The sequence below is a fragment of the Paenibacillus sp. XP01 genome (assembly GCF_057364885.1).
On the sequence record NZ_CP139481.1, the window covers coordinates 3,157,526 to 3,175,368 of the forward strand.

Consider the following 17,843-nt stretch of genomic DNA (forward strand, 5'->3'; position numbering starts at 1 on the left):
ATCGGTTGTATGATAAAGGAATAAGACGACTATAGGGGGAACCTCATGTTTGGCAAGTTCAAAAATAAAGAGGATACAAATGAACTGTTTGCGTTCAGGCTGCCCATTCTGATCTGGCTTGGACTGGTATACGCAGCTACGATAATCATGCAGTCGATCAAGGAACCCATGATCGTTTCGTCATTGTGCTTTTCCTTACTGTTTATCATTCATGTCTATCTTCATCTCAGTTCTTATCGCTTCCTTGAAAAAAACTTCTGGTTATACTTTTTTTTACAAAGTATTTTGATTTACTCCTGCGCCATTATTATGCCAGAAGGGTATCAGCCTGTTCTGATCGGGCTGCTTCCGGCGCTGATTGCGCAAACGCTCGGATATTCCTTTAGCGTCAAAAGAGCCGTGTTCGTTTCCATCATTAGTGTCATGATCTTTTTTGATTCTGCCTTAACGGTGGGAGAGCGACAAGAGCTCTTTTTATTTATCCCCATCTTCATCATGATGCTGATTATCGTCATCGCGTATACGGTGTTGTTTTTTCGCCAAGTGCATGAACGGCTTCGTATTCGAAGCTTTCTCATGGATTTGCAGGAAGCGCATAAAAAGGTGGAGGAGCTGACCCTTTCCAATGAACGGCAGCGTATGGCAAGGGATCTGCACGATACGCTCGCACAAGGACTTGCGGGAATCATCATGCGGCTGGAAGCGACGAATGCGCATTTGGCGCAAGGACGCACCGAGCGGGCTCACGAAATTGTTCAGCAGTCGCTGACGCAGGCACGAAGAACATTGGCTGAGGCAAGAAGGGCCATCGATGACCTGAGGTCAACCTCAACGTCTGATATGAATTTCAAGGAAAGCATCGAAGACGAGATGATTCATTTCAAACATGCTACCGGCATTCCGATCGAAGCGACTATTCGATGGAGCAGACCTTTAACGAGACTCATCATGGAGCATAGTCTGCACATCGTTAAAGAATGCCTTACGAACATTGCTCGGCACGCCAAGGCGAACATGGTATTATTGACGGTGACCGATCAGCATGGTGCCTTAACCATTGAGATTAAGGATAACGGGGTCGGCTTTAACGTGGACACCATCGGCAAACTTTCCGGGCATTACGGATTGCTTGGCATTCAAGAGCGGGCCAGATTAGTGGGCGGAACGCTTACGTTGTCCAGCAGTGAAGACGGAACATGCATTACATTGGAAATCCCATTGGATGAGGGAGTACATGATGAATGATGAATACGTATAAAATCATGATCGTTGACGATCATTATGTGGTCCGTGAAGGTCTCAAGCTTATTCTGGAGACAGGCGAGCAATTTCAGGTCATCGCTGAAGCGGAAAACGGGAAACAAGCCGTACAAATGCTGGAGAAACAGCTGCCGGATATCATTTTGATGGATCTGAACATGCCGGTCATGGGCGGATTGGAAGCGATGCAAATCCTCAAGGATCGAAACTGTGAAGTGCCGGTCATCATTTTGACCACTTATAATGAGGACGAATTGATGATTAAAGGGCTTGCGCTCGGCGCCAAGGGGTATCTGCTTAAGGATACCAGCCGCGAAAGCCTGTTCCGCAGCATTGAATCCGCAGTGAGAGGTGAAACGCTGCTCTCCTCGGATATGTTGGAGAAGGTCATCCAGGCCAAGATGCAGCCCAAAAGCGAAAGCACCACGGTAAGCAGCAAGTTGGCACTGACTGACAAAGAACTTATGATTCTGCAATTTGTATCCAAAGGATATAAAAGCAAAGAAATTGCTGCAGCCATGGATGTATCCGAGCGTACGATCAAAGCGCATTTAACGAGCGTGTATAATAAACTTGGCGTCGATTCCAGATCACAGGCCGTTGCCATCGCCATGGAACGCGGCATATTAAAATCATAGAGGGTTAAAGGAATGCGAAACGATCAGATGGCCATCTGATCGTTTTTTGGTTGGTTACGGGCTTGCCCGTTTTTGCCCAAAGGTACATGCCCGATGGTACGATGCTGCTGCGCGCAATCTCCATTAACCTAATAACAGATCAAGAAATTTAATGTTATTGGATTGGAGTTGTTGGCGGAATGGCTAAAATGTTGTATCGACTGGGATGGTGGTCGGCCAAAAATCGATTGAAAGTGATATGGATCGGATTACTGAGCCTGCTGGTCACCGCAGGTTTTGCATTATCCATCGGACCGGCGTTTGGTGAAGGTTCGTCCATGCCTGGATTGAAATCACAGGATGCATTGGAACTGCTGTCCAAGGAGTTCCCTTCACCGAAAGATGATGGCGGAAAGATTCAAATGGTGATGAAAACGCCTTGGCATGAAGATCTGTCCGCAAGTTCAGCCCGGCAGTTCATTCAGCAGAATTTGAAAATAATCGCCAAGGATACAAGCGTACAATCGACTGTAAGTCCTTATGACACCAAAACCATTAGCGAAGACCAAACCATAGGGGTTGCGACAATTAACTACAAGGTTGCGGGTGACGAAGTTACAGACCAGTCCAAAGAACGGGTGGAACAGGTTGCTCATGCGATGCGCGATGCAGGCTGGGAAGTTGAGCTAACCGGCACGGGGTACGTACAGATGGAAACCGGCGGGGCGACCGAAGCCATCGGCATCCTCTTTGCCTTTATCATTTTATCCATTACCTTCACTTCGTTTCTGACAGGCATGCTGCCCATTATTACTGCTATTGTGGGGCTCGTACTTGGACTGATGGGCGTGCTTTTGGCTTCGAATATAACGGAAATGACTTCAAGTTCCCTCTCACTAGCAGCAATGCTTGGACTTGCCGTGGGCATCGACTATGCGTTGTTCATCGTTTCCCGGTTCCGTCAGCAACGAGCAGAAGGATATGGCATACATGAATCCATTGCGATTGCCAATGCTACTGCGGGTAGCTCCGTCGTATTCGCGGGCATCACGGTCATCATCGGACTGATTGGTCTTTCCGTCGCGCAGATTTCGTTTTTGACGGCAATGGGGATTGCAGGTGCATTGTGCGTATTCACGGCGGTCATCACAGCAATTGTTATTGTGCCCGCCATTCTGGGGCTGCTTGGAAAACGGTTGGATCCGGAAAAGAAAAACCGTTTCTTATCCCTGTTTGTGAGCAAGTCCAAAAAAACGGGCGTAGATAGCCGCTGGGGAAGTTTCGTGACAAGACGACCTTGGTCCATTCTGGTGATCGGGGCCGGCCTGCTTGCCATTGTTGCTTCACCATTCAGTCATTTGAATTTGGGCATGCCGGATGATGCGCAAAAGTCCACGGCCAAGACGGAGCGTCGGGCATACGATTTGTTATCCGAAGGTTTTGGCGCCGGATACCACAGTCCGATTATTGTGCTGGCGAAAACGTCGGGCAATGAAGAGAACGATTCGAATACGGAAAAGATAAATCAGGTGGTAAGCGAATTTAAAAAATTCCCGAATGTGGCCAGTGTGTCCCCTGCAATCCCAGGTTCGTCGGGAGAAGTCAGCATGATCCGCATCATTCCTTCCACAGGTGCGCATGACGTTCAAACGAAAGAGCTTGTGGAACAGATTCGCAGCAAAGCCCCTGAGATGCAAAAAGAACAAGACGTGCAGGTCATGGTGACCGGAAGCACGGTCGTCAGCATTGATATTTCACAGAAATTGAATGATGCAATCCCGAAATTTGGGTTGGTTGTTGTCGGTTTGGCCTTTGTTCTGCTTATGGTTGTATTCCGTTCCCTGCTTGTACCCATCAAGGCAGTACTGGGTTTTGTGCTCTCCTTTATGGCAACCCTGGGTTTCGTCGTTTATGTCGTTCAGGATGGCAAGCTGGGCCACTGGTTTGGATTCGAAGCTCCCGGGCCTGTGCTGAATTTCCTGCCGATTATCGTCGTCGGCGTTCTTTTCGGGCTCGCCATGGACTACGAAGTGTTTTTGGTCAGCCGGATGAGGGAAGAGTATAAACATACGGGGAATGCGCGACGAGCCGTTCTGGCGGGAATCAAAAATAGCGGTGCTGTCGTGACGTCTGCCGGCCTGATCATGATCTCGGTGTTCACGGGGTTTATGATGGCTGAAGATCCGATCGTTAAATCGATGGGGTTTGCGCTGGCATTCGGCATTCTGTTCGATGCATTCGTCGTGCGTTTAATGCTGGTGCCTGCCATCATGACGATCCTTGGGAAGTCTGCCTGGTATTTGCCGAAGTGGCTTGATCGCCTCATACCGAACCTTGATATTGAAGGCGAGAGCGTATTGCAGGAACTTGAACGGGACAAAGCGGCGTAAGGACAAGGCGGCTGTATAAACCGCCAAAAATATGCCACACGTCAACGGAGAGGCAAAACCAATCCCAGATTTTCCCCTCGAAGAAGGAGATTCGTAAAAATCGGGGATAATGACGATCGGAAGACGGTACTGTACTCGCAGTGATCGAGTGTGATTGATTAGTGCGGTTTCTGTAGTCGCAAGTGTCTCCAGCCATGAAATGAAAAACGTTCTACCGGAGGTGAGCGAACCATGACGAAGCTTTCGTTAATCATCCCTGTTTGCAATGACGAACGAAATATTTATGACCTGTATATGGATATTAAGGACGCTTTTCATGAGCGGCTGGAACGTTATGAAATTATTTTCGTCAATGACGGGAGCAAGGACGGCAGCGATCGGGTATTGCGTGAAATTGTGCAAATCGATCCTTGCGTGAGAAGGATCAGTCTTGACCGGACATACGGGAAAAGCGCGGCCATTCAGGCAGGCATTCTGCATTCCAGCTATCCGCTCATCGCGCTGATGGATGCCAGCATGCAAACCCATCCCAAAGATATTTTCAGATTAATGCCGTTTATCCGCAGAAAGGATTTTGTGAACGGAAGATGGCGCACATGCGACGACAAATTTCTGAATAAAGTGTCCATGGATTTGGGAAGCCGCATCCGGTGTTGGATTACAGGCCATAAAAATATAGATTCGATATGTCCGCTGCAGCTTTTTAAAAGGGAAGTAGCCGATCGTTTGTTTTTCTTCAATGGCATCGATCGATTTCTGCCCGTGATGGCGAGGATGCATGGATTTTCCGTGATAGAGGTCACGGTTGAACGGAATCGTGCGAGGAGCAGTACACAACGTCGTTTCTTCCATAATATCTGTGCAGGCGTGATGGACGCCATCGTCGTCGCATTGCTGAAGACAAGAGTGATCCGGTATAAAACGAAGAGCGGATAACGGTTTCCACGATAGGCACCGTGAATAGCGCTTCACCGGCTTAGGAAGGATAGAACGCCCGTTTGATCCCTGCTTGTGTTAATATTATCCTGTGCCGAGCATAATCAAGCAGAGGAGATCAACTTATGAGCAGAACGATTCTGTTAACCGGTTTTGAGCCTTTCGGCGGGGATGCAATCAATCCGGCGCAAAAGGTACTCGAATGGTTTGAAGGGCGATCCATCGAGGGTTATTCGATCTATGCCAAGGAACTGCCGACCGTGTTTGGTTCGTCGATCGAGCAGCTTTGCGAAGCGATCGACGAAATAAAGCCGGAGTTGGTGATATGCCTGGGCTTGGCGGCGGGCCGACCTGACATTACGGTGGAACGGATCGCCATCAATGTGGATGATGCACGCATTCCGGACAATGAAGGCAATCAGCCTCCGGGCCAGCCCATCTTTCCGGACGGTCCGGCCGCTTATTGGTCGACGCTTCCCATTAAAGCTATGGTGAATGCGATGAACGAGCAGGGCATCCCGGCTTCGGTATCCAATACGGCAGGAACGTTTGTGTGCAATCATGTTTTTTACGGTTTAATGCATAAACTCGAACCATGCGGAGGCCGCGCTCGGGGAGGCTTCATCCACATCCCGATGCTTCCGGAACAAGCGGTATCGCGCAGCGGACCGAGCATGGGCATGGAGATGATCCTGAAAGGAGTGGAAGCAGGCATTCGCGCGGCCATCTTGCATCCGAGCGACATCGTTGCTGCCCACGGGCAGATATGTTGAAGTCCAGCTGTTGGTCTTTAAAAGTTAAACCCGGGAGTCGCGTTTATAGCGGCTCTTTTTTGTTAGGCAGCTTGAGCTTGCATCGAAACGGAATCAAGTTCTTGCCAAAAACAAGCGGACAAGAACTTGATCCAACGTTTATTTGCCAAAAACGAGCGTGGTATTGGATGATCCGGCGTATTTGGTCACGAATTCGCGGGCATAGCTGGCATCCCGCACTTCGTAGCTGTAATTGCTGCTGGGTCTCCAATTGGTTTTGGGTGATTTGGGAGCGGTCAAGGCTGGCGTACTGCCTGTATCGGTGAATTCGCCATTGCCCTTGTCATCGAGAATGCCGCCTTTTTCGGCACCTGCTCCGAAGTAATTGTTTTCCGAGTAAATGCGAGCTTTTTCGCCGATGGTCATCGCCTGGTTGAAGTTGTTGGCATAGTTATTTTTGATGTGAAAGTATCCGTATCGCATAAGACCGGGTCCGCGAACGTACAGGTTCTCGAAGTAATTGTTGGCCATCGTGACGTGAGGCACGCCATTATAAGCACTGTTACCATCATTAGGGTGCCCCAGAATGATTCCGTATTTGTGATTCGCGAATTTGGAGTTGCTGATCGTAATGTAGTCGGCACGATCGCCGATGTAAAGCAGCTTGTCCAAATCACTGCCGCTGGAACTGTACGCATGCCCCGAGAAGGTGACATGGTCAATCCAGTAGTTCGTGCCGGAGGTAATGTACATCTGGATGTCGTCATTTCCGTTTATGCTGGCAGAATGTTCAAACGTGAGGTTCTGGAAAATGACGTTGCTTGAGCTGGAGGTGGAGCGGAAATGAATATTGGTGAGCGTGTGGTTGTTGTACGAACCAACAATGGTTTTGTTGGCGCCAAAGTTCACTTTTTGCAATGTGGATGAAGAAATGTTTTTTTCAATGACAACAATTTTCGGCGTAGTATCTGCAACTTGGGTTCGCAGGTCGCTCAAGGTACTGATATAGACGATCTGACCGTTTTTGCCGCCGGTGACGGCCGACTTGGAAACGCCATTTTCGTTTTTGGCGTTCCCGGCGAAACCGGTAAGTCCCGTTGTGCCGGTGTTCGGAAAACTGGCTGCACCATAAGAGGGTGAACTTGCGGGGAAGTTCAACAAAAACAGCACAGCGGCGAGCAATAAAATTGAAAGCCTTTTCAAAATAGGTCACCATCCTTTGTTTTGTCCTTAATTTTACATATTGATTATATTATGTATTTCGTTTCGCATCAATAATAATGATTTAATACGATATAAACTGCAAAAAACATACACACGTTAACGGAGAGGCAATGTATATAGGATTAATAAGAAAGGCTTTGAACTCAGGAAATTGGATTTCCATTTTCAAGAAATAATAAGCAAGTTATTTGTTTTTCTGCCAAAATCATAACAAAAAACGAATCAATAAGTCCGGTGCTGCAAATCCTAATATTAAAATTTGAAATTTTTCATTTTCATGCAATGAATTGGAATGTATAATGGGCAATACACGTGAACAAACATGTCACGCTAAAGCGGGAAAGAAAGATGTTATCCGGTGAGGGCCGAGAAGAAGGAGGACACATGAAAACAACAAAGGTCTCATTTGCATTACTATCCATGCTGCTGTTTCTGGTGGCGGGATTAACCGGATGGGCAGGTACCACTGCCGCACAATCCAATGAAGTTAAAACGTACGTCATCGGTACGGATATTACGTTTGCTCCGTTTGAATTCCAGGATTTGAACGGTGATTTCGTCGGCATCGATATGGACCTGTTGAATGCGATCGCCAAAGATCAAAACTTCAAGGTACAAGTTAAACCGCTTGGATTTAACGCAGCCGTTCAGGCACTGGAATCCAATCAGGTCGATGGCGTGATTGCGGGTATGAGCATTACCGATGAGCGCAAGCAAAAATTCGATTTTTCCGAAGCCTATTTCCAATCGGGCGTTGTTATGGGCGTAAGTGCCAACAATGATACCGTGAAAAGCTATGAAGATCTGCGTGGCCAAAAAGTCGCTGTTAAAACAGGGACGGAAGGTTACACGTTTGCAGAATCGATTGCTTCGAAATACGGATTTACGATCGTTCCGTTCGACGACTCTTCGCAAATGTACGATGATGTCAAAACCGGAAATTCGATCGCGTGTTTTGAAGACTATCCCGTTATGGCTTATGGAGTCACCCAAAATAACGGATTAAAGATCGTGACGGATAAAGAACCGGGCGGTTCTTATGGCTTTGCGGTCAGCAAAGGACAGAATAAAGAGCTGTTGGCGAAGTTCAATGCAGGTCTGACCAACATTCAAGCAAGTGGCGAATATGACGCCATCCTCGCAAAATACTTGGGCGAAGGTTCCTCCACGGCTGCGCTCGGCCGCTGGGAATTGATCCAGAAATCGCTGCCTGCGCTGATTAAGGGCATGGGCAAGACGTTATTGTACACGATCGTATCGTTGTTCTTTGCGTTCATTCTGGGACTGATCTTCGGTTTCATGAAGGTTGGCCAGAATAAATTTCTGCGGGGCGTAGCTACGGTGTTTGTCGATTTGTTCCGCGGTGTGCCGTTAATTGTATTGGCTTTCTTTATTTATTTCGGCATTCCGCAGGCATTAGGATTTACGATGCCGTTGTTCTTGGCTGCGATTCTGACACTCAGCTTGAATGCCGGGGCTTACGTCACCGAAATCATTCGCGGGGGAATTCAGTCGGTGGATCGCGGACAATTGGAAGCGGCTCGCTCCCTGGGTCTGCCTTACCGCAAAGCGATGATCAAGATCGTTATTCCTCAGGCGATTCGCGTTATGATTCCGGCATTTGTCAACCAACTCGTGATCACCTTGAAGGATACGTCTATTCTGAGTGTCATCGGTCTGGTCGAGCTGACGCAATCCGGTAAAATCATCATTGCCAGAACCTTTGCTTCGTTCGATATCTGGTTGACGGTTGCCATTATGTATTTGATCGTGATCACCATACTAACCAAATTGTCAGGCTATCTGGAGGTGAAGCTTCGCCGTGGGTAAAATCAAAGTCGAAGGATTGAAAAAAAGTTACGGATCGAATCAGGTGTTGAGAGGCATCGACATGACGGTCAACGAAGGCGAAGTGGTTTGCGTCATCGGGCCGTCCGGCTCCGGAAAAAGCACGTTTTTGCGCTGCATCAACAAACTGGAAGAGATCACCGAAGGAAGGGTCATCGTGGATGACCAAGACTTGAGCGATCCAAAAACGGACATTAACAAAGCACGCGAAAATATCGGCATGGTCTTCCAGCATTTCAATCTGTTCCCGCATTTCAGCGTACTGAAAAACATCATGTTTGCGCCGATGGAACTCGGTAAGCTCAGCCAAGAAAAGGCCCGTGATACCGCGCTTCGTTTGCTGGAGAGAGTGGGATTGAAGGATAAAGCAGACAGCTTCCCGAGCCAGCTTTCGGGTGGACAAAAGCAGCGGGTAGCGATTGCCCGCGCGCTTGCGATGAACCCGGACGTGATGCTGTTCGACGAACCGACATCCGCGCTTGATCCCGAAATGGTCGGCGAGGTGCTTGGCGTCATGAAGGATCTTGCCCGTGAAGGCATGACCATGATGATCGTAACGCATGAGATGGGATTCGCGCGCGAAGTAGCCGATCGCGTCATTTTCATGGATGGCGGCTATATTTTGGAGCAAGGCAAACCTGAAGATATTTTTGTGAATCCACAAAATGAACGTACCATCACCTTTTTGGATAAAGTGCTGTGACGTGTCATAACGTGTAAACCACAAAAACAAAACCTTCCGGACTTTTAGGTCTGGAAGGTTTTTTTGCGGCATGGCTGCCGATTGCTTCGATCGGCTAATAACAAAAAGCACCTTCGAGAATATTCCTTGCCCGAGAGACAACGGGGAATTCTCTAGGGTGCTTTTCATAAGTTTCAGCCTTTTTCTTGTGCACTCAGTTCTGCGATCAGTTTGTCTCCTTCGACGTCCAGGTTTGGAAGCATGCGATCCAGCCATTTCGGCAGCCACCAAGCTTTGTCGCCAAAGAGGGACATCACCGCAGGCACAAGTGCCATACGGACCGCGAAGGCGTCGATCAATATGCCAAGCGCAAGCGCGAATCCAATCTGTTTGATCATAATATCATGGGTGAAAATAAATCCGGCGAACACGGATACCATAATGATGGCTGCTGCGACAACGACGCGGCTTGCCATTTGATAACCATGTTTGACGCTGTCGTTTCCGCGATGTCCGTGCACATAGGACTCTCTCATCGAGGATACCAGGAAAACCTGATAGTCCATGGCCAATCCGTAGAGAATGCCTGTAACCATGATCGGAATAAAGCTAAGCAGAGGACCGCCCGTGTCAAACCCGAACCATTCTTTTGCCCAACCCCACTGGAACACGGCTGTAGTTAACCCGAACGTAGCAAGGATACTCAGCAAAAACCCGATGGTAGCCTTAATGGGTACCAGAATGGACCGGAAGACCAGGAGCAGGATGACCAATGAAAGGATTACAATGATTCCGATATATACCGGGAAAACTTCTGCCAGTTTGGCAGACATGTCGATGTTGACCGCAGTAAGTCCTGTAACGCCAAGCTTCATGTCCTGATCGCGTGCAATCGCAGAGTCTGGTGAACGCAATTCCTCGACCAGCTGTTTGGTCGCCTGATCCGTTGGGCCTGTTTCAGGAATGAGGCTTAGAATGGCCATTTTGCCGTCTTTGCTCACACCGGCAGGCGTTACGACGGAAACGTGGTCCAATTGTTGCAATTGCTGGGCAAGCATGCCCAACGTTTGAAGCGAGACCGTCTGCGACGCATCGTTAGGCTCGGCCACAATGAGCAAAGGCCCATTGAAGCCTTCTCCGAATCCCTTCGTAATGGCGTCGTAACTTTGGCGCGCGGTTGTATCCAGATTGGCCGTAGCGCCTGATGGCATGCCCAGTTCCATTTTGGCAACCGGGACGGCAGCCGTGCCGAGAATGGCAATGACGGCGACGATGACGAGCCAGCGGAGCTTCACGACGCCGGAAACCCAGCGATCCGCGAGTTTGTTTGCCTGTTTAGCCCCTTGAGTATGATTCTTTTCTCTTGCTTTGCGGGAGCAGATGCGTTCGCCCAACAGGCCGAGCAAGGCCGGAAGAAGCGTCAAGGCAATCAGCACGTTGAACAGTACGGTAACGGAGGCGACGAGCGCCATCATGCTCAGGAAGGAAATGCCGATCACCAGCAATCCGCACAGCGCGATGATCACGGTCAGACCCGCGAAGAATACGGCGCTGCCTGCGGTGCCGACGGCCCGGCTCGCCGCTTCGCGCGCGCTTAGGTTTTGGTCAAAAATCAGTCTCCGCTGTCGGTTGACGATAAACAGTGCGTAGTCAATGCCGACGGCGAGGCCGATCATAAGCGCCAATACGGGCGTGAAGGAGGTCATCGTCACGAAATTCGAGATGGCGAAGGCACCGCCTACACCAGCGGCTACACCGAACAATGCGATGACGATTGGCAAACCTGCCGCAACGACGGAGCCCAGTGTCATAAACAGAACGATTGCGGCAATAACCAGGCCGTAAATCTCATTGCTTCCGATCGGGATGCCGACTTCTTTCAACGAATCGCTCGGCAGGATGGTTATATTCGTTCCTTGTTCGGCTTGCGATACCGCCTGAATGACGGAATCCGTGACGCCTTTGGGCAAGGAGTTCTGCTGCACCGTGAACTGGAATTGGAACAATGCCACGTTGCCGTCTGAAGAAATATTCACGCCAGGTACGGGCATGCCATTAACTATAAGAGGCCCATAAGGCGGTAACTCCGTTTGCTCCGAGCTTGTTTGTCCCGATGCGGCGGCCTGCGCAGCCTGCTGCTGCATGGCTGAAGCGTCGGCACCGGCAGCAGCCGCCAGCTCCGCAGGATTGATGACATAGTCCAATTGATATACATCATTCACCGCTTTGGTGATGGCGCTCAGGTTATCGGGCGTATCCAAACGCTCTCCTTCGGGAGCGCTGAAAATAACGCTGCCTTGGCCTCCCGAAGCCTCGGGCAATTCCTTTTCCAAACGGTCCAGCACTTGCTGGGAAGGGGTTCCTTCGAGTTTGATGTCGGACGAGACATGCACGCCGTTCATGCCCAAGGCCGCTGCGACGATGCCCAGAATCAGAACCCAGCCCAAGATGAAGTACCACGGTTTGTCGTAAGCTTTCCTTCCAAGTCTATAAAGTAGTTTTGACATCGTTTTTTCGTTCTCTCCTAACGTTCGTTAAATCTGGAATCCATTGCGCAAATAAGTAAACGCGGAATCGATATATTCATCGAATGAAACGGAACCCGGCGTATCCTCGGAAGGCAGCCCAGGAATGTTAACAGGGACGCTTCCATCCAGCAGGGGGATGATCGCCGCGCAAACGGCGCCGGCAAGAAAATGGTTATAGCCCACCGGATAACGGTTTTCGAACAGTCCATTCAGCGCTTCCTGGGCAGCGGTCTGCAATCGGTGCAACAGGCTGAGCGTGTAAGGAGCAAGCGTCGGATACGTTTTCGACAGTTCCAGAATTTGATGGATTCTCCGAAGGACCTCTTCCGTCAATTGCATTTTGATGAACTGGTACATGACTTCAAGCGGCGTCGTGTCTTCAGGCAGCCGTTCGATCATGTCCAAATATTCGTCAATCCCGTGAAAATGCTCGCCCGCCATGACTACGGCTTCCTCCTTGCACGAAAAATGATTCGCGAACGTTCTGCGGGAATATCCTGCGCGCTGCACGATATCTTCGACCACGAAACCATCCAGCCCGCGTTCCAGGGCAAGTTGAAAAGCGGCTTCAGCCAAAGCGCTGGCGGTGGCTTCTTTTTTGATGGCGCGTAAACTGCGGTTCACGATGGTTCACCTCCGATTCCATAAAAATGTGGGAAAGATGCCTCAATCATATCAATTAACTGCCCAATGTGCAATTTTGCCTAAAGTGCAATATTTAAATTCGAGAAAGTTGCATGAAAAAAAGACCATAAGGCTGCGGGCCCAAGGTCTCACATGCAAGTTACATACGTCGATATTGCTAGCGTATGTTACATACAACCAATCAGTCACTGAACATGTGCCAGAGTGCCAATATGAACTGATAGGAGAAATAGAATGAAAATCCTAATAAAAGTATGCCTGCAATGACGGAGACAAAACGAATCATGGCCCGGCTCATCACTTTGCGCGAAACGGAAACGATGGACATCAAGCCCAAGTCATGAATCACAATGCCGCATAACACGCCGATGGCCGCAATGGCAAAGCTTTCTTTGCCGGAGCTGTAAGAAGCCGATAACACGGCTCCGAAAACGGAGATCCAGAAGATCAGATTGCCGGGGGATACAGCAACCAGCAGTCCGCTGAAGAATGTGCTCCAGAACGATTTTTTCGTTTTTTCATCTGCCGGGGTGATGTCCTGGTCTGCGTTCCGGATCGAATCATAGCCCAGGTAGGCCAGAACGGCTGCGCCCGCAAGCCAAAGCGGAATTTGCACATAAGGCAATGCAAGCAAGGAAGCAAACCCGAAATACATCGCCAGGATCAGCGAAACATCGACCGTCATGCCGCCCAGACCCACGGCCCACCCGTGAACGAACCCGTTTTTTAATCCTTGCTTCGTCATCTCGACCGTAATAGCGCCGACAGGCATGGCTATGGCGAGACCGATTAAAACATATTTGATGTAAATTTCCATAAAAAAGCTCCTTTCACTATCGGGAATCCACGTGGAGACATGAAAAAAGACGGCATGGGCAAAGCTACTTAGAAAGCAACATCACTCACTCATATGAAAAAGGAATGAATTCATGGGTACTGCATCAAGTGCGTCAGACAAGGAGAAAAAACTGAAATGGTGGCAGCTAAGCCTGCTTGGCGTTGCTGGCACGATCGGTACGGGTTATTTTTTGGGATCGGGACTGGCCATCTCCATCGGCGGACCGGCGGTATTGTTTGCTTATGTTTTGGCGGCGCTGGGGACCTATGTAGTGTTCGATGCCCTGGCTCGGATGACGGCCGGTCATCCCGAGCAAGGCTCCTTTCGTTCCTACGCGAAGAACGCGTATGGCAGCTGGGCAGGGTTTGCGAGCGGATGGATCTACTGGTTTTCGGAGCTGCTCATCATGGGAAGCCAACTGACCGCATTAGCTATTTTCTCGCGATTCTGGTTTCCGGCAGTTCCGCTCTGGCTGTTCGCTCCGGGTTTCGGATTGGCAGGCATGTGCATCGTCTTTTTCGGCAATAAAGGATTCGACCGGGTCGAGCACGTGTTGGCGATCATCAAGATTGCTGCCATTGCGATGTTTTTGGTGCTGGCATGTTCGCTTCTGGCCGGATGGATCGGGGGAGCGAAATTCAACGCCGATGTGCCCCTCGATGCTGCAGAGGTCCTGCCCAAAGGATGGAACGGGCTGTGGTCGTCTTTTCTGTTTGCGTTCTATGCTTATGGCGGCATTGAAGTGTTAGGCATCTTGTCCTATCGGCTAAAAGACCCCAAACAGGCGCCCAGAGCCGGGAAAGTCATGTTGATCACCCTTGCGGCAGTTTACGCCTTATCCATCGGACTTGCCGTAAGCATGGTTCCATTAAGCGCGTTTAATCCGAAGGAAAGCCCGTTTGTGTTGGCGCTGAGCAGCGATCATCTGAAATTCATCCCCCACGTGTTCAATGGAGTGTTGATCATTGCCGGATTTTCCACCATGACTGCATCCCTGTACGCCGTTACGTCGATGATGATCACCCTAGCACAGGAGGGGGATGCGCCTAAGCTTTTTTCGCGAAAATGGAAAAAGAAATATCCATTGTTTGCGTTAACCCTCATCGGCTGCGGCTTGATCGGAACCATTGCCGTTTCCATAATGCTGCCGGAAAAAGTGTATGAATATGTCACGACGGCAGCCGGATTAATGTTGTTATACAACTGGTCCTTTATTTTGATGTCTTCGGGCAAGTTGGTTAAGGCGACTGCTTTCGGAAAAATCAAGCGCTGGGTCGGATTGCTGCTCATCGGAGCGGCCGTTACGGGAAGCTTGTTCCATCCGCTCAGCCGCCCCGGATTTTTCGTCAGCCTGCTGCTTGTTGCGCTGATCGGTGCAAGCGACATCATGGTTCAGCATGTCCGCAAAAAGAGGGCGCGTCGGTCAGAGCCCCATCCAGGGAATGCCGATGCGATGCATTTTTCCGAACGGATGCCGACATTTGCAAAGCGAAAAAACAAACTGAAATGATGAAGGCATGACAAAAGCCCTCTTTCGAAAGGACTGCTTTTAACATCCTATTCGAAGGAGGGTCCTTCTAGGACAAGGTTCTGTTAATTCGTTGACAAGCACGTTTCGAATCACTCCTGCCGCTGTCCTTTTTGCAGGGCGCGATGAAACGGGCACTTGGATAAAGAAGTCTCGTCATCCCGCAGATAATACTGCTTGTATTCAAGGTTTCCTTGCGATCCGTACGGTTTCAATTCCGGGTGGGCGGGAGCAGCATCGTATTTGACCAAGCGCTCGCGGATTCTCGGAGCAATGGCAGCAGCCTTTTGGGGATGGGCATTCCAGCGATCAAGCACCCAACGGGGCGTTAAGGCTAACATGAAATAAGGGAAGCTGCGGCTTTGGCGAAGGACGTGCGCCGGCGTGCCGCAATAGACAAAATAACGTTCTCCGTCATAACAGTACTCCCACATGGCATTTTCCGGATCTTCCGGAATGTCGGACGGCCAGGATGCATCATCGAGACCGCTGACCTCGCTTAACAGATTCCAGAATAACGTTTCATAACTCAATACGTCTTCAATACTATCCCTGGGTTCGAAAAAAACGACCAGGGAAGAATAATCGCCGAAAGAGCGTGAATATTGTCCATATTCTGCAATGATGGCTGCCAGTTGGCTGCCTGCAGACCCATTGCCCGAATTGGACACGAACCCATAACGGAGGTGGCCCAGTGCGAAGGCATGCGTTGCCGGAATGCAGGGAAACCGGTGTTCCCGATCGCCCATTTTGGAAGCGAATCGCTTACAGGCGTCTTTTTTCCAGTCATCCAGTGAAAGCTCTTCACGCTCGATCTCCGTATGTTCGAACAACAGCGACATGAACAGTCCTCCTTTTCCCTATAGGATATCGCCCAGAAGGAAAATGGTGACTGTCCAGCCGACGTTTTAAGCCGACTGATCACAGGCAGCTTTTTTGGCTTGAATGTATTCGGCAAGACCACCATCCATGGCGGTTTTTTCTCACTTACGGATCTTTACATCCACCCCGATCCCATTTAAGATGAATATGGTTTGGCCTCGTTGAAATAATGAAAAAGACAGAAATGAGGGAGGCCAGAATTTTGATTTTATGATCTTTGGGAGATGGAACGTATGCTCGAAATTACCCCTAATCTTGATCCGGCCTCGGATGAGCCGATGTATTTGCAGCTATATGAATACCTGAAAGACGAAATACAGAAAAAAAGAATTCCGGCTAACGGCAAATTGCCTTCGCAACGGCGCTTGTCCTCGTATTTGAACATCAGCCGCAATACGGTAGACGCGGCATACCAGCAGCTCGTTGCCGAAGGGTACGTCATCAGCGAAGAACGCCGGGGGCTGTTCGTCGCCGAGATGCAGGATACGTTTCTGCTGGCCGGCCTTCCGCATGATGCACTGCAGTCCGGAAGCGAAGGTGAAGCTGCCGGACTCGAGGGACCGGCGCAAAAGTACGCATTCGATTTTAAATATGGGGAAGTGGACCTGACTCATTTCCCCTTCAAGCTATGGCGTCAAATGATGATGAAAAGCATCATGGCCGAACAAAATAGCGTGATTTTGGCCGGGGAACCGCAAGGAGAACTTGGACTGCGCAAGCAAATTTCGGAGTACATCTATCAATCCCGCGGCGTAAATTGCCGGGAAGAACAAATCGTTATTGGTGCGGGCACGCAGTATCTGTTAAGCATGCTATGCAAGATCATCGGCAGGGAGCATGGTTTCGGGGTGGAAGATCCCGGGTACGATCAGGCCCTTCTGGTCATCAAGGATTACGCAAAACAAGTGGAACCGATCCCTCTCGACAAACACGGCCTGAGCGTGGTCGAGCTGATGAACACGGATGTAAAGGCCGTATACGTTACGCCTTCGCATCAGTTCCCGACAGGTACCGTCATGCCGATCTCCAGGCGGTTGGAGCTGATCGAATGGGCAAAAAATAACGACGGGTACGTCATCGAAGACGATTACGACAGCGAATTCAGGTATGAAGGCAGGCCTATTCCGTCACTGCATAGTTTGGATATGCATGGAAACACCGTGTATTTAGGCACGTTTTCCAAACTGTTGATGCCTTCCATACGAATCAGCTTCATGGTGCTTCCGGAAAAACTGCAAGGAACGTACAACGAGCGGTACGCGGGTTACAAACAAACCGTGTCCAAACTGGATCAGCATACGCTGGAGATGTTCATGGAAAGCGGCGAATGGAGCAAACATCTCAACAAAGCCAGAAACATTTATAAAAAAAGACATCATGCGTTATTGACGGCAATCAAGGATTACATGAAGGACAGCGTTCAAATCATCGGTTCGGCTTCAGGGCTGCACCTGGTGCTGGAGCCGCGCAACGGCATGACCGAGGAAGAACTTATCGCCGCCGCGCAGCATAATGGCGTTTTGGTCTATCCGATGTCTGCTTTTTATGAGAAAAAGCATCATTCGGGAAACGCGCAGGTCCTGCTTGGTTTCGGAGGATTGAATGAGGAACGGATCCGCGAAGGCGTTTCTCTGCTCTGCGAGGCTTGGTTTCGTGGACGATAATTTGTCCCGGTTTTGCACGGTAACGCGTTGTGGTCCTATATAAAATTTA

General features: G+C 49.6%; 14 protein-coding genes. 9 read left to right on the plus strand and 5 right to left on the minus strand.

The window, feature by feature from the left end:
* Positions 1–45 precede the first annotated feature (45 nt).
* The 5 genes from SNR34_RS14535 to pcp all read left to right on the plus strand — a co-directional run bounded on the left by SNR34_RS14535 (position 46) and on the right by pcp (position 5,976).
* Positions 46–1,245, plus strand: a complete 1,200-nt coding sequence (locus SNR34_RS14535; protein WP_236413860.1) for a sensor histidine kinase — start codon at positions 46–48, stop codon at positions 1,243–1,245.
* Positions 1,245–1,898 carry a response regulator gene (locus SNR34_RS14540; protein WP_339278391.1) on the plus strand — a complete coding sequence of 218 codons (654 nt, stop codon included), beginning with the start codon at positions 1,245–1,247 and terminating at the stop codon, positions 1,896–1,898. Before SNR34_RS14535 ends, SNR34_RS14540 begins: the two co-directional genes overlap by 1 nt.
* Before the next feature lie 179 nt (positions 1,899–2,077).
* Entirely contained in the window at positions 2,078–4,267 is a 2,190-nt protein-coding gene (locus SNR34_RS14545) for an MMPL family transporter (RefSeq protein WP_486182245.1), read from the plus strand.
* A gap of 231 nt (positions 4,268–4,498) precedes the next feature.
* Positions 4,499–5,203 (plus strand): glycosyltransferase, encoded by a 705-nt coding sequence (locus SNR34_RS14550; RefSeq protein WP_486182246.1) that lies wholly within the window; start codon positions 4,499–4,501, stop codon positions 5,201–5,203.
* Positions 5,204–5,328: 125 nt separating this feature from the next.
* Positions 5,329–5,976 (plus strand): pyroglutamyl-peptidase I, encoded by a 648-nt coding sequence (gene pcp, locus SNR34_RS14555; RefSeq protein ID WP_486182247.1) that lies wholly within the window; start codon positions 5,329–5,331, stop codon positions 5,974–5,976.
* Positions 5,977–6,114: 138 nt separating this feature from the next.
* Here the strand turns inward: pcp and SNR34_RS14560 are convergent, their stop codons facing one another.
* A complete protein-coding gene (locus SNR34_RS14560) occupies positions 6,115–7,158 on the minus strand; it encodes a pectate lyase family protein (RefSeq protein WP_445259762.1) in 1,044 nt (347 codons plus the stop codon).
* Positions 7,159–7,563: 405 nt separating this feature from the next.
* Between SNR34_RS14560 and SNR34_RS14565 the strand changes: the two genes are divergently transcribed.
* Together SNR34_RS14565 and SNR34_RS14570 are read left to right on the plus strand one after the other, a co-directional pair.
* Positions 7,564–9,009 (plus strand): amino acid ABC transporter substrate-binding protein/permease, encoded by a 1,446-nt coding sequence (locus SNR34_RS14565; protein ID WP_438286811.1) that lies wholly within the window; start codon positions 7,564–7,566, stop codon positions 9,007–9,009.
* The gene (locus SNR34_RS14570) at positions 9,002–9,730 is read left to right on the plus strand and encodes an amino acid ABC transporter ATP-binding protein (protein ID WP_339278093.1); all 729 of its coding nucleotides are present in this window, start codon (positions 9,002–9,004) and stop codon (positions 9,728–9,730) included. Before SNR34_RS14565 ends, SNR34_RS14570 begins: the two co-directional genes overlap by 8 nt.
* Before the next feature lie 173 nt (positions 9,731–9,903).
* Here SNR34_RS14570 and SNR34_RS14575 read toward each other — a convergent pair whose 3' ends face one another.
* The 3 genes from SNR34_RS14575 to SNR34_RS14585 all read right to left on the minus strand — a co-directional run bounded on the left by SNR34_RS14575 (position 9,904) and on the right by SNR34_RS14585 (position 13,699).
* Entirely contained in the window at positions 9,904–12,216 is a 2,313-nt protein-coding gene (locus tag SNR34_RS14575; RefSeq protein ID WP_486182248.1) for an MMPL family transporter, read from the minus strand.
* Positions 12,217–12,243: 27 nt separating this feature from the next.
* Complete coding sequence (locus tag SNR34_RS14580) at positions 12,244–12,861, minus strand: TetR/AcrR family transcriptional regulator (RefSeq protein ID WP_236413867.1); 618 nt, start codon at positions 12,859–12,861, stop codon at positions 12,244–12,246.
* Between the two features lie 202 nt (positions 12,862–13,063).
* Positions 13,064–13,699 (minus strand): LysE family translocator, encoded by a 636-nt coding sequence (locus SNR34_RS14585; RefSeq protein WP_486182249.1) that lies wholly within the window; start codon positions 13,697–13,699, stop codon positions 13,064–13,066.
* 112 nt (positions 13,700–13,811) lie between these two features.
* Between SNR34_RS14585 and SNR34_RS14590 the strand changes: the two genes are divergently transcribed.
* Positions 13,812–15,230 carry an amino acid permease gene (locus SNR34_RS14590; protein ID WP_486182250.1) on the plus strand — a complete coding sequence of 473 codons (1,419 nt, stop codon included), beginning with the start codon at positions 13,812–13,814 and terminating at the stop codon, positions 15,228–15,230.
* 110 nt (positions 15,231–15,340) lie between these two features.
* On the opposite strand, the gene SNR34_RS14595 is transcribed toward SNR34_RS14590, so the two are convergent.
* A complete protein-coding gene (locus tag SNR34_RS14595) occupies positions 15,341–16,090 on the minus strand; it encodes a YqcI/YcgG family protein (RefSeq protein WP_486182251.1) in 750 nt (249 codons plus the stop codon).
* 273 nt (positions 16,091–16,363) lie between these two features.
* On the opposite strand from SNR34_RS14595, the gene pdxR reads away from it, so the two are divergent.
* A complete protein-coding gene (gene pdxR / locus SNR34_RS14600; protein WP_486182252.1) occupies positions 16,364–17,794 on the plus strand; it encodes a MocR-like pyridoxine biosynthesis transcription factor PdxR in 1,431 nt (476 codons plus the stop codon).
* Positions 17,795–17,843 lie beyond the last annotated feature (49 nt).

Coding starts and splice junctions, on each gene's coding strand:
- SNR34_RS14545 (WP_486182245.1), top strand. CDS start 2,078: ATGGCTAAAATGTTGTATCGACTGGGATGGTGGTCGGCCAAAAATCGA.
- pcp (WP_486182247.1), top strand. CDS start 5,329: ATGAGCAGAACGATTCTGTTAACCGGTTTTGAGCCTTTCGGCGGGGAT.
- pdxR (WP_486182252.1), top strand. CDS start 16,364: ATGCTCGAAATTACCCCTAATCTTGATCCGGCCTCGGATGAGCCGATG.
- SNR34_RS14585 (WP_486182249.1), bottom strand. CDS start 13,699: ATGGAAATTTACATCAAATATGTTTTAATCGGTCTCGCCATAGCCATG.
- SNR34_RS14575 (WP_486182248.1), bottom strand. CDS start 12,216: ATGTCAAAACTACTTTATAGACTTGGAAGGAAAGCTTACGACAAACCG.
- SNR34_RS14565 (WP_438286811.1), top strand. CDS start 7,564: ATGAAAACAACAAAGGTCTCATTTGCATTACTATCCATGCTGCTGTTT.
- SNR34_RS14535 (WP_236413860.1), top strand. CDS start 46: ATGTTTGGCAAGTTCAAAAATAAAGAGGATACAAATGAACTGTTTGCG.
- SNR34_RS14595 (WP_486182251.1), bottom strand. CDS start 16,090: ATGTCGCTGTTGTTCGAACATACGGAGATCGAGCGTGAAGAGCTTTCA.
- SNR34_RS14550 (WP_486182246.1), top strand. CDS start 4,499: ATGACGAAGCTTTCGTTAATCATCCCTGTTTGCAATGACGAACGAAAT.
- SNR34_RS14590 (WP_486182250.1), top strand. CDS start 13,812: ATGGGTACTGCATCAAGTGCGTCAGACAAGGAGAAAAAACTGAAATGG.
- SNR34_RS14540 (WP_339278391.1), top strand. CDS start 1,245: ATGAATACGTATAAAATCATGATCGTTGACGATCATTATGTGGTCCGT.